The organism is Luedemannella flava (assembly GCF_039528515.1).
Taxonomy (GTDB): Bacteria; Actinomycetota; Actinomycetes; order Mycobacteriales; family Micromonosporaceae; genus Luedemannella; species Luedemannella flava.
Map to the genome: position 1 here is coordinate 1 of NZ_BAAALT010000287.1, position 12,052 is coordinate 12,052.

12 protein-coding genes are annotated in these 12,052 nt (G+C 73.6%); 7 read left to right on the forward strand and 5 right to left on the reverse strand.

Annotation, left to right across the window (positions count from 1 at the left end):
* Window positions 1–249: 249 nt before the first annotated feature.
* The 4 genes from ABD211_RS32030 to ABD211_RS32045 all read right to left on the reverse strand — a co-directional run bounded on the left by ABD211_RS32030 (window position 250) and on the right by ABD211_RS32045 (window position 2,893).
* On the reverse strand, window positions 250–966 hold the full coding sequence (locus tag ABD211_RS32030; RefSeq protein WP_344140113.1) for a VOC family protein: 717 nt from the start codon (window positions 964–966) through the stop codon (window positions 250–252).
* 33 nt (window positions 967–999) lie between these two features.
* Window positions 1,000–1,476: a Rieske (2Fe-2S) protein gene (locus ABD211_RS32035; protein WP_344140115.1), complete on the reverse strand. Its 477-nt coding sequence runs from the start codon at window positions 1,474–1,476 to the stop codon at window positions 1,000–1,002.
* A gap of 14 nt (window positions 1,477–1,490) precedes the next feature.
* On the reverse strand, window positions 1,491–2,093 hold the full coding sequence (locus ABD211_RS32040) for a DUF6529 family protein (protein ID WP_425560578.1): 603 nt from the start codon (window positions 2,091–2,093) through the stop codon (window positions 1,491–1,493).
* 110 nt (window positions 2,094–2,203) lie between these two features.
* Window positions 2,204–2,893 (reverse strand): hypothetical protein, encoded by a 690-nt coding sequence (locus ABD211_RS32045; protein WP_344140117.1) that lies wholly within the window; start codon window positions 2,891–2,893, stop codon window positions 2,204–2,206.
* Window positions 2,894–3,055: 162 nt separating this feature from the next.
* Here ABD211_RS32045 and ABD211_RS32050 point away from each other — a divergent pair, with 162 nt between their 5' ends.
* From ABD211_RS32050 to ABD211_RS32060, 3 genes are all read left to right on the forward strand, one after another.
* Window positions 3,056–5,047: an adenylate/guanylate cyclase domain-containing protein gene (locus ABD211_RS32050; protein ID WP_344140119.1), complete on the forward strand. Its 1,992-nt coding sequence runs from the start codon at window positions 3,056–3,058 to the stop codon at window positions 5,045–5,047.
* A complete protein-coding gene (locus ABD211_RS32055) occupies window positions 5,044–5,703 on the forward strand; it encodes a Crp/Fnr family transcriptional regulator (RefSeq protein ID WP_425560577.1) in 660 nt (219 codons plus the stop codon). The genes ABD211_RS32050 and ABD211_RS32055 overlap by 4 nt, the downstream gene beginning before the upstream one ends.
* A 148-nt stretch (window positions 5,704–5,851) precedes the next feature.
* Entirely contained in the window at window positions 5,852–7,135 is a 1,284-nt protein-coding gene (locus ABD211_RS32060) for a citrate synthase (RefSeq protein ID WP_344140121.1), read from the forward strand.
* Between the two features lie 406 nt (window positions 7,136–7,541).
* Here ABD211_RS32060 and ABD211_RS32065 read toward each other — a convergent pair whose 3' ends face one another.
* Window positions 7,542–8,132, reverse strand: coding sequence for a hypothetical protein (locus tag ABD211_RS32065; RefSeq protein WP_344140123.1), 591 nt, complete (start codon window positions 8,130–8,132; stop codon window positions 7,542–7,544).
* 160 nt (window positions 8,133–8,292) lie between these two features.
* Here ABD211_RS32065 and ABD211_RS32070 point away from each other — a divergent pair, with 160 nt between their 5' ends.
* The 4 genes from ABD211_RS32070 to ABD211_RS32085 all read left to right on the forward strand — a co-directional run.
* Window positions 8,293–8,430 carry a hypothetical protein gene (locus ABD211_RS32070; RefSeq protein ID WP_344140125.1) on the forward strand — a complete coding sequence of 46 codons (138 nt, stop codon included), beginning with the start codon at window positions 8,293–8,295 and terminating at the stop codon, window positions 8,428–8,430.
* A gap of 47 nt (window positions 8,431–8,477) precedes the next feature.
* Window positions 8,478–9,266, forward strand: a complete 789-nt coding sequence (locus ABD211_RS32075) for a PP2C family protein-serine/threonine phosphatase (protein ID WP_344140127.1) — start codon at window positions 8,478–8,480, stop codon at window positions 9,264–9,266.
* A 34-nt stretch (window positions 9,267–9,300) separates the two neighbouring features.
* Window positions 9,301–11,025, forward strand: coding sequence for an FHA domain-containing protein (locus ABD211_RS32080; RefSeq protein ID WP_344140129.1), 1,725 nt, complete (start codon window positions 9,301–9,303; stop codon window positions 11,023–11,025).
* Window positions 11,026–11,038: 13 nt separating this feature from the next.
* The coding region (locus tag ABD211_RS32085) for a serine/threonine-protein kinase (protein ID WP_344140131.1) at window positions 11,039–12,052 on the forward strand (1,014 nt) is incomplete at its 3' end.

The following is a 12,052-nucleotide window of genomic DNA, read 5'->3' on the forward strand; positions in this document are numbered from 1 at the left end:
CGGCGGGCGCGTTGCCGCCAGCGGGGGCGGCGGCCGCCGCCGAGCCGGCATCGTGGGCGGCGCCGGTCAGCGCGCCGATTCCGAGGGCGCCGATTCCGAGGGCGCCGGTCGCCGCCAGCACGCTGCGCCGCGACGCGCAGCCAGACGTTTCACATGTGTCCATCAGCGATCTCCAAAGGGAGCAGTCACCCTGATCAACGAGTGGACAGGGCCCCGGTGTCGTTGGGCCGCCCGACATCGGATAGGACGTCAGCCCTGGTAGAGGTCGATGTGGTTGCCGCTCGGATCACCGACGCCGGACGACCGTGGCTTCCACCGCAGCTTCACGGGCGGATAGATCTCGGTGCCGCCGGCCGCCAGGGCCCGCCGGTGCGCGGCGTCCAGGTCGTCGACGAGCAGCCCGAAGCGGGCAGGTCCGTCCGGGCCGGGATGCGTCTCCGCGTCGGCGACCGTGAGCAGGAAGAACGCGTCGTCCGGCCACGTGCCGAACTCGAATGAGCCGATCTCGGCGTTGTATGTCGCGTCGAACGCCGCCTCGTAGAACGCCACGAGCGCGGCATGGTCGGTGGCCCGGATCGTCACCTGGGCGATGCGGGAGCCCTTCAGCGAAGCCACGGCAACTCCCTCGGTCAGCCGGTCGAGGTGGCGGTCCACCTCCTCGATCATGCGTGTGAGCTCCTCGACCCGTGCCGTCAACCGGGACCGGTGCGCGTCGAGTGCCGGTGCCGGGCCGGCGGGTCCGGCCAGTGCCTCGCGCATCGCCTCGACCGGCAGGTCGACCCGGCGCAGCGCGGCGATGAGCCGCCCCTGGTCGACCTGCCCGGGCCTGTAGCGCCGGTAGCCCGTGACCGGGTCGACGGACGCCGGCCGCAGCACCCCGACCTCGTCGTAGTGCCGCAGCGCGGTGACCGTCAGCCCGGTCAGCAGGGCGAAGCCGCCGATGTTCAACAGTGGTTCGTCGCTCACCGACACAGCATCCGGTCTCCGGCTGCCCGAGGGTCAACTTCCGGGGAGTACGAGTTGGCCGTCCGCCACCGTGACGCGCAGCTTCCGTAGCGGCTGGGGCGCGGGCGGGTTGACGACCGCGCCGGTGGTGGCGTCGAACTTGCTGCCGTGGCAGGTGCAGTTGATGGTGCCGCCGCTGACGTTGGCCACCAGGCAGCCGGCATGCGTGCACACGGCGGTGAACGCGAGGTAGGTCCCGTCGGCCGGGCGGGTCACGACGACGCCCTGGTCGCCGAAGACCTGACCGCCGCCGACCGGCACCGCGTCGGCGGGCCCGAGCACCGTGCCGCCGGTCCCGGGGGACCCGGTCGCTCCGCCGGCCGGCGCTCCCGGGCCGGGCGCGTCCACGACCCCACCGCCGCCCGTGTCACCGTAGGTCGCGCAGCCGGCCAGCGTGGCGATCCCTAGGCCGCCGGCCGCCGCGAGGACGCTGCGTCGGGACGTCCCCGCCCGGGTGTCCGATGTGTCCATGAGCTGGCTCCCTCTCAGAAGGTCACGCCGACGGTGGTGAAGAACCACAGCGACGAGGTCAGCCACAGCGCGACGAGCGCCGTGAAGACCGTGCCGCCGAGAACAGGCAGCGCCCAGCCGGGCAGGTTACGGCGGGGCAGGGCGAGCATCTTCGTGGCGAACGCGCCGAAGAACAGGCAGCCCACCAGGGAGTGCACGAGCACGCGGGTGTCGTAGGCCTGCGCTCCGAGCGCGTACAGGCAGTGGATCGCGACGGGCACGGCCAGGAGGAACGCCGCCCGGCCCGACCAGCGGTGGACCGCCGCCGTGCCGCGCGGCACGGCGCGCACCCCCGGCACCCGGCCCCACATGAGCAGCGCCGAGAGCAACTGCACCAGCGCCAGCACGAACGCGCCGGTCGCGAGCCACACCTTGACGGTCTGCGGGCTGGAGAACCCGGCCACGTTGACGGCGATGCCGGTCGGCGTGTGCAGCCGACCGTAGACGCCGAGCGTCAGGCTCACCGCCCCGCCGACGACGAACGGGACGAGCAGCCCCAACGCGCCTGCGCCGGTCCTCTCCGGGCCGACCGCGGGCGCCGCCTCGGTGGGCGGCCCGGTGTGTGCCGGGTAGGACACCGACGCCGCGGCCCGGATCGGCGCCACGGATCGGACCGGTGCCACGGATCGGACCGGTGCCGCAGGCTGGGCCGGGACGCCGTCGGGGTCGGTCGCTTCCGGGTCGGTGTTCACAGTGGTCCTCCCTCGACCGGTGCGGCGGACAGTTGGGTGCCGTCGAGCGTCGCGGTGCCGCTGGTCACGTCGAGGGTCGGCGCCGTGCCGGGGACCCCGGCGACCGTCGCGATGCCGACCTGGCGGCCGCCGGGCAGCACGATCCAGCCGGCCACGACGCGCCCGTCGCGGACGTCGGCGACGGCCCGGTAGAGGCCGGACGGCTTGGCGACCTTGCCGACCGTGAACGGCCACGTGCGACCGCCGGCGGTGACCGTCCCGGTGACCTTGCCACCGGACTGCGTCGCCGTGAGCGTGCCGCCGCGGCCGCTGAGACTGAGCGTCCCGGCCGGCGTGTACGTGCCCTGCAGCCAGGCCTCGGTCTTCTCGCCGTCGCACAGGTAGGCGACGACGTGGTCGTCCTTGACGGCCAGCGCGATGCTCGCGTCGCCGCCGAGAACGTCGCCGGCGAAGGCGAGGCTGATGCTGGCGACCCCGGAACCGGACGGCCGGGCCACGCCCGAACCGGCGGCGGCCGTAGGTGACGCGGTCGCGGCGGTCGTGGCCGCCACGCCGATGCCGTCCCCACCGGTGGCCGCGGAGTTCGCCGCGTCGCGCCGGCCCGCGGCGTTGGCGCTCAGTGCCAGCAGCACCACCGCGACCACCGCGCCGGCGATCAGCGTGATGAGCGGTCCCTTGCCTCTCATGGGTGTCTCCCTGGATGGTCGGTGCGCGCCGCGCGCGCCCTGCCACCTCGATGCAAACCCCGGACGGGGCCGCCGTCCGCGTAGAAATCCACACAGTCGGCAACTGGCAACCTGCCGACGCGACCCTGCCGCGGAAGGGCCGGGCGTCCGTAGGGTGTGCGGATGCCGTACCTTCCCCCGGCCGCGCAGCCGGCGCGGGTGCTGGTGTGGTTCCTGCACCTGGCCATGCCGGTGGCCGGCCTGTGGCTGCTGCTCGCCCGGCCGGACCTCGACGTGCGGTGGCACGACAACCACAGCCACTTCTGGCTGGTCCTCGTCGTCGCCGTGGGCAACCTCGCGCTGGGCGCGCTGATGAGCGCGGCCGCGCACCGTCACCGCGACGCCCGGCTGTTCCTGGTGTCGCTGGCGTTCCTCGCCTGCGCCGGCTTCTTCGCGCTGCACGCCCTGGCCACCCCGCAGGTGCTGGTGCGTGGGCCGAACGCCGGGTTCGACATGGCCCAACCCGTCGGCCTCGCCCTCGCCGCCGTCCTGGCGTTGGCCTCCGCGCTGCCGCTCGACCGCGTGGGGGAGCGGATCCTGCGCTACCGCTGGTGGTGGTGGGGCGGTGGCGCCGCGCTGCTGGCCGGTTGGGCGGTCGCGTCGCTCGCCGGCCTCGGGGCGCTCGCACGGCCCGGCCCGGGGGAGCTGCCGGCGGCGCTGGAGGGCGTCGCGTTCGCGGCCACGGCCGCGTTCGTCGGCGCGGCGGTGCGTTACTACCTGCTGCACCGTCGCAGCCCGGCCGCCGTGCTGCTCAGCCTCGTCACCGCGTTCACGCTGCTGGCCGAGGCCATGGTGGCGGTGACGCTGGCGCCGCGGTGGCACCTGACCTGGTGGGAGTGGCACCTGCTGCTGACGGCCGGCTTCGGCTTCGTCGCCTACAGCGCCTACATCCAGTACCGCCGGGAAGGGTCCGCCGGCGGGCTGTTCGACGCGGTGACGCTGGCCGAGACCGCGCGGCGTATCCGCGCCGAGTACGGCCAGGCCCTTGAGGAGTACGTGCAGGCGCTGCAACGGACCGGCGAACGCCGCTTCGCGGCGCGGCTGGCGGAGAAGTTCGGGCTGACCGAGGGCCAGACCGCCGTGCTGGAGCGCGCCGGGGCCGCGCTGGCCGCCGAGCGGGCGCAGGCCCGCCGCCTCAACGCCCTGGTCGCGGTGGGGGAGCGGGCCCGGGTGGGCCTGGGCGAGGCGGAGTTCCTGGCGGCGGCCGTCGACCTGTTGCGGCCCGGGTTCGGCGATGTCCACATCGGACCGGTCACGGACGGGGTCGCGAGCGTGGGCGGCCGGACCTATCCGGCGACGGCGTTCGCCGACGGGGCGACGGTGCGATCGGCGCGCTCTACGGCGTACCCCCTCATGGTCAAAGGGCGGGTGGCCGCGGTGCTGGAGGTCGGCGCGGACAGCGCCGCCGACGGCGGTCCCGAGCTGTTGCGCACGCTCGCCGACCAGCTCTCGATCGCGCTGGAGAACGCGCGGCTGTACGCGGAGCTGGGCACGTTGTTCCGCAGCTACCTGTCACCGGACGTGGCGGCGTCGCTGCTCGCGGACCCGGAGCAGGCGCGCCTCGGCGGGTCGGTGGTCGAGGTGACGGCGCTGTTCGCGGACCTGCGCGGGTTCACCACGTTCTCGGAGGGGGTCGAGCCGGGCGAGATCGTGGCGATGCTGAACCGGTACCACGGGGCGGCCGTGCCGTGCGTGCTCGACAACGGCGGCACGATCGTGCAGTTCGTGGGGGACGCGCTGCTCGCGCTGTTCAACGCGCCCGCCCGACAGGACGACCACGCGGTACGGGCGGTGCGCGCCGGACTGGCGCTGCAGGCCGCGGTGGACGTCATCGCCGCCGGTCAGCCGGGGTGGCCCCGGTTCCGGGTGGGCATCAACACCGGGCCCGCGCTGGTGGGCAACATCGGCAGCGAGAGCCTGCGCGGGTTCAACGCGATGGGCGACGCGGTCAACGTCGCCGCGCGCCTGCAGGGTCTGGCCGAGCCGGGCCAGGTGGTGGCCGGACACGCCACAGTGGAGCGACTGGACCCGGGCGCCGACGTGCGGCCGCTGGGGGAGCTGCTGGTGAAGGGGCGGCGCCAGCCGGTGCGCGCGCATGTGGTGGTGGCTCTGTGAGTGAGTTCCTGGGGCTGTTGACGGCGGCGGAGACAGCGGCGTTGGAGGCGTGCGGGCGGCGGCGGCAGTGGCCGCGGGGGCGGGTGATCTTCCGTGAGGCGGAGGAGTCCGACTGGGTGCTCGTGATCCTGTCGGGGCGGGTCAAGGTCTCCTCACACACGGCCGGCGGGACGGAGGTCGTCCTCGCCGTGCGCGGGCCGGGCAGCCTGGTCGGGGAGCTGTCCGCGATCGACCGGGAGCCGCGGTCGGCCACCGTCACCGCCTTGGAGCCCATCACCGGCCTGGCGGTCAGCGTCGCCGACTTCGAGGCGTACCTGCACGCGCACGGGCGGGTCGCGTTCCTGCTCATGCGGATGCTGTCCGCCCGGCTGCGCGACGCCGACCGCAAGCGCGTCGAGTTCGGCGCGTATGACACGTTGGGGCGCGTGGCCGCCCGGCTCGTCGAGCTGGCCGAGCGGTTCGGCGTGACCACGGGCGACGACGGCCTGCGGATCGCGCTGCCGCTGTCGCAGGATGAACTTGCGGGGTGGACCGGGGCGTCCCGGGAGGCGGTGAGCAAGGCGCTCGGCGTACTGCGCGCGCGGGGCTGGATAACCACAAGCAGGCTCAAAGTGGTCGTACACGACATTGACGCCCTGCGTTCCCGCGCACGTTGAGGTCCGCGTGACGCGGGTCACGTCGTGGGTCGTGACCGTCCGCAGTGATCTCCGACTCACCTCCTGGCCCGCCCGCGCACTTCCCCGGGACCAGAAACTACGGTGAAATTAACTTGTAAACAGAGGATCTGCGGTGGAGTGAGGGCTAATGGCGGACGTTAAGCTCGATTACCCAGGTGGTCCGCTGCCCCTGCCGGTGCACGAGGCGACCGAGGGTGCGCACGGCCTGGATATCGGCAAGGTGCTCAGCGAGACCGGGTATGTAACGTACGACCCGGGCTTCATGAACACGTCGTCCTGCGCGTCGGCGATCACCTACATCGATGGGGACGCGGGCATCTTGCGCTACCGCGGCTACCCGATCGACCAGCTCGCGCAGCAGTCGTCGTTCCTCGAGGTCGCGTACCTGCTCATCTACGGCGAGCTGCCCACCCGCGCGCAGCTCGACACGTTCACCGAGCAGATCAACATCCACACGCTGGTGCACGAGGACATGCGCCGGTTCTTCGACGGCTTCCGCCACGACGCGCACCCCATGCCGGTGCTGTCCTCGGCGGTCAGCGCGCTGTCCACCTTCTACCAGGACAGCCTCGACCCGTTCGACCCGGCGCAGGTGGAGATCTCCACGATCCGGCTGCTGGCCAAGGCGCCCACCATCGCGTCGTACGCGTACAAGCGCTCCATCGGGCAGCCCTCCATGTACCCCGACAACACGCTGGGGTACGTCGAGAACTTCCTGCGCATGACGTTCGGCGTGCCGTCCATTGAGTACCCCGTGGACCCGGTCGTCGCCAAGGCGCTCGACATGCTGTTCATCCTGCACGCCGACCACGAGCAGAACTGCTCCACGTCGACGGTGCGCATGGTCGGCTCCTCGCACGCCAACCTGTACGCCTCGGTGTCCAGCGGCATCCACGCCCTGTCCGGCCCGCTGCACGGCGGCGCCAACGAGGCCGTGCTGGAGATGCTCGCCGGCATCGCGGCCGACGGCGGCGACGTGAAGGCGTTCGTCGAGCGCGTCAAGCGCAAGGAGCAGGGCGTCAAGCTCATGGGCTTCGGCCACCGGGTCTACAAGAACTACGACCCGCGCGCGGCGATCGTCAAGAAGGCGGCCCGCGACGTGCTCGAGCGCATGGACAAGCCGGACCCGCTGCTCGACCTCGCCATGGAGCTGGAGGAGATCGCGCTCGGCGACGAGTTCTTCGTCTCCCGCAAGCTGTACCCGAACGTCGACTTCTACACGGGCCTCATCTACAAAGCGATGGGCTTCCCGACGAAGATGTTCACGGTGCTCTTCGCTCTGGGCCGCCTGCCGGGCTGGATCGCCCAGTGGCGCGAGATGATCGAGGACCCGACCAGCAAGATCAACCGCCCCCGCCAGGTCTACACGGGCGCGACGGAGCGCGACTTCGTCCACATCACGGACCGCTAGGACCCGCTCGAAACCGTGCCCGCCGCGCCTGCGCGCGGCGGGCACGTCTGCGTGTGCGGGCCGCGCGGCGCGTGGCGGGCGGCGGTTACGGGGTGCGGGGGCGGGGCGGTGCTCTTGCGGATCACGAGCCGGGTGGGACGAGGGTGGTGCCGGGCTCGGGCTCGCGGCGGTCCAGTGCAGCACGCCCAGCGCCATCTGGTCGTTGGCGACGAACACCGCCGTGCAGGCGGCCTGGTCGGTGTCCACCACGGAGTACCGGTCGCCGAGTCGAGCAGGCGGACCTCCATGATGACGATGATCCCGTCGACGGTCCGCTCACCGAGGCGGGTGACCGCGCCGAGCACGCTGTCCTGTGTGGGCACCGCGACCGGACGCGGTGCGCGCGCCGTCGTCGGTTGAGGCGTCCTCACGCGTCGTCCGTGGGCCTGCGTCCGATGGCGAGCCACGCGAACGGGAGCGTAACCGCGTAGAAGAAGAGCAGCGTGAACACATCCGACCACACGTCGCCGGTCACCTCCGACGACAGCATCGGGCGCACCGGGCCGTCGGCGTCCACGACGACGGCGACCTTGTCACCCACCGCGAAGCCACTCGGCGCCCTCAGTTGACCGGTGATGGCGGCCCCGTCCGGGGCGGTCAGGGAGTACAGCAGGTCGTCGTGGCCGACGCCGGGCGCGTACTCGGACGCGACGACGGTGGCGTTCATCTCGACGCCGCGCAGGCTCAACACCATACTGGGCACGAGGAACAGCGGCGTGAGCACGACGAAGTAGGACACGACGGAGGCCACCGTCAACAGGACCGTGTTCTTACGCCAGCGCAGCAACAGAACCACCGCGAGCATCGCGCCGGTCCAGGTCAGCGTGGCCGCGACGATCGCCCAGTCCACGGTGAGGGCGGTAAGCGATATCGCGCCCGTCAGTGCCATCGCGACCGCGCACGCGACCGCGAACACCAGCAGGTCCCGCCCCGCGCGCGACGGCGGGGTCTCCTTCATCACCACGCCTCAGTTATATCGACGACGACCAAGCCGACGGATCAGTCGATCTCGCCCGTCCGATGGCCTCCGGACCGCCACCCAGCCCACGACAAGCAGCGGTGCGCACGCCACCAGGAGCAGCGCCGCCGGGATCCCGGGGAGCCGTTGCGACGACGCGGTGCGGGTCGGGGACGTGGCGGGCGACGTGCTCGTCGGCACCCGCGACGGCGATGGGACGATCGCGTTGGGTGACCGTGACGTGGCCGTTGTCCGGCTGGCGGAGGACGGTTCATCGGCGGGTGTCACGACCGGCTAGAGTCGGCGGCACCGCGTCCGGGGTCGATGAGCAAGGCGGTGCGTGCCGTGACGGTGACACTCAGGTGGGGGGCCGCTACCGACGTCGGTCGGGTCCGCCACAACAACGAGGACAGCCTCGTCGCCGAGCCGCCGGTCTTCGCCGTCGCCGACGGCATGGGCGGCCGCGCCCGCGCCGACGAGGCCGGCCGCCTGGCCGCCGAGGCGTTCGCGCGGCTCGCCGGCGACGACGGGCCGACGACCGAAGCGGTGCTCGACGCGGTGACCCGCGCGAACGACGCCATCCTCGCCGCGTCCCGAACCGCCGGCTCCGGCAACGGCATGGGCACCACGCTGGTCGGGCTCGTCCTCGTGGAGGAGACCGGCGGCCAGCGGTGGTGCGCCGTCAACATCGGCGACAGCCGGCTCTACCGCTGGGCCGGCGGGCAGCTGGAGCAGCTCACGGTCGACCATTCCGAGATCCAGGAGCTCGTCGACGCGGGCATCGTCGGCGAGGCCCAGCGCTCGGTGCATCCGCGCCGCAACGTCGTGACCCGGGCGCTCGGCACGCTGCCGGCGCCGGTCGCCGACTGCTGGCTGCTGCACCCTGTGCCGGGGGAGCGGTTCGTGCTGTGCTCCGACGGGCTGACGGGGCACCTCGACGACGCGGAGATCGGTGAGTTCCTGGCCGGCGAGGCCACCCCGGACGGCGCGGCCAACCGGCTCGTGGCGGCGGCCGTCGAGGCGGGCGGCCGGGACAACGTGACGGTCGTGGTGGTCGACGTCGACGGCACCGCGCACGTCGAGGTGGACCCCGGCGCGTCGACCAACCCGCGCGGCGCGGACGGCGTGATGTGAGCAGGCTACGACGGAGCGCGGCGGAGGTGGCGGGGTGACCGGCGATGCTGTCACCTACAGCGGCACCGGGCTCACCGTCGTGGCGGGCGACCGGACCATCGTGCTTGTCGGCGCCGAGCCGGACGCCGCGCTGGTGCGGGCGCTGTGGCCGGTCGTGCGGGAGGGCGCCGGGCTGCCGCAGCTGATCGAGACGTTCGCCCGCCACGGGATGGCCGGCCTGCCCGACTTCGGCCTCGTGAGCTGGATCGGCACGCACGCGACGCTGCTGGTCCGCGGTCGCGTGGGGGCCACCGCGTACCTCGCGGACGGCAGCCGGGAGCACGTGTCGGGAGTGGGGGTGACGACCTGGCTCGAGCGGGGCTTCACCGACACCGGGCACGTCGTGCTCGCCGGCCCCGACCGCCACGACCCGACGGGCGGGATCCTGCCGCTCGTGGTGGGCGTCGCCCGCGCGGCGGTCGTGTCCTGCGACCTCAGGCAGACGGCGGCCGGTGGCCCGCGGCCGGCGCCGCGGCCGTTGGACGACCTGATGGAGACGCGTCTGCGGCCCGACCTGGTCCCGGACGCCGCGCCGCCGGCGCTGCCCCGGCCGTCGGTGCCGTTCACGCCTGCGGTGGTCGAGCCGCCGGTGTCCCCGTTGCCGATGGTGGCTGCCACCGTGGTGGAGCCCGTGCCGGAGCCGGTCGCACAGCCCGAGCCGGCGCCGGCCGAGCCGGTGGTTCCGGTGCCCGTGACCCCGGTGCCCGTGACCCCGGTGCCCGTGACCCAGGCCCCCGTCCCCGTGGCGCCGGCGCCCGTCGCCTCGGTGCCGGTGGTCCCGGTCGCGGGCGGGGACGGGCTGCTCGGAGAGTTGCCGGCGGTGGCCCAACCGTCCGCGTCCGTCGCGGAGCCGGCGCCGCTGGCCGACCACATCTGGCTCGGCCCGCAGGTGCAGTCGGCGTCCGTGCCCGAGGACGAGTCGCAGCACGCGTGGGCGCGCCGGCCGGCGGAGCCGACATGGTCGGGCTCCGGCGGGGTGCTGCCGCAGGGCGGCACCGGCTGGTCGGCCGGTCCCGAGGCCAACTGGTCGGCCGGCCCCGCGCTCGGCGAGTGGGCGCCGCCGCCCGGCCCCGCGGACGGGATCATGGACCGGCTGCCCGACGAGCTGCCGGCCGCCCAGGCCGGCGCCGCACCGCAGACCTGGGCGTTCGAGCCGGGCCGCCCCCGGCTGGGTGACCACGACAACTACACGGTCCCGCGCGAGCCGACCCTCGACGTACTGCCGCCGCCGGACCCGGTGGCGCCGGCCGCGACGTCGGTCCCGACGCGCACCGTGCGTGCCGTGATGTGCCCCGCCGGGCACCCGAACCGGCCCGCCGACGCGACCTGCCGGATGTGCCGGGCGCCGCTGGACGAGACGCAGGCGCCCGTCGACATCCCGGCCCCGACGCTGGGCACGCTGCGCCTGTCGACCGGGCAGAGCGTGCCGCTCGCGCGCGCCGTCACCGTGATCGGCCGCGAGCCTCGGGCGCCGGGGCTGGACGCGGAGCTCATCGCGCCGCGCGGCGCGAGCGGTAACATCTCCCGCCTGCACGCCGAGATCCGGGTGCGGGAGTGGACCGTCGAGGTCGTCGACCTGGGCTCGACGAACGGCACCCGGGTGCTGAACCCGGTGGGCGACCCGGTCCAACTGGAGCCGCGCCAGCCGGTGCCGCTGCTGCCCGGCGGGGTCATCGACCTCGCCGGCGAGGTGACCATCCGTTACGAGGTGAGCGAGTGAGCGAGGTGGCCGTGTGAGCGGGGCACAGGCGCCGGATATTCCCGGTTACGAGTTCCTGTCCCTGCTCGGGTCCGGGGGCTTCGCCGACGTGTTCCTCTACCGGCAGCACATCACCGAGGCGCGCCGGGCGGTCAAGGTGCTACGCCGCGAGGACAGCTCCGAGGAGGAGCGCGAGCAGTTCATCCGGGAGGCGCGGGCGATGGGCCGCCTGTCGCACCGCGGCCAGCACCCGCACATCGTGGCGGTGCACTCCGTCGAGATCGTCGACAACCGTCCGTGCATCATCATGGAGTACTGCGAGCGGGGCAGCTACGCCGCGAAGGTGCGCCGCGACAGCACCATCCGGGTGCCCGAGGTGCTGCGCGTCGGCGTGCAGATCGCCGCCGCGCTGGAGACCGCGCACCTGGCCGGCATCCTGCACCGCGACCTCAAGCCGGGCAACCTGCTCATCGCCGCCGACGGCGCGCCGAAGCTCAGCGACTTCGGGATCGCCGCCATCTCGGCGCACGAGGTCGCCGAGCAGGCCAAGTGGTTCTCCCCGCACTACGCCGCGCCCGAGACGGTCACGTCCGGCGAGACCAGCCCGGCCTCGGACGTGTACGGCCTGGCCACGACGCTGTACGAGCTGGTCACCGGCGCCCCGCCGTTCCGGGCGCCGGGTCCGACGAACGAGCAGGCGCTGCGCGAGCGCATCCTGACCATGCCCGTACCCCCGATCAGTAGGGGTGACGTGCCCGCGGAGCTGGACCGGCTGCTGCGCGCCGCGATGACGAAGGACCCGCGGGTGCGCGAGCGGCTCGTCGCCAGCGCGGGCGAGTTCGCGTTGCGGCTGCGCGACATCCAGCAGGCGCAGGGCTTCTCCGTCACCGACGCGGTCGTGTACGAGCCGGTCGAGGACGGCGCGCCGGCGCCCGACTACGTCGCCGAGGCCGGCAGCCGCACCACGCGCGCCGGCGTCACCGTGTTCGAGGACTCCGGCAGCGCCACCACGCGCGCCGGCGCCGCGCCCGCCTCGGCCGGGCGGGTG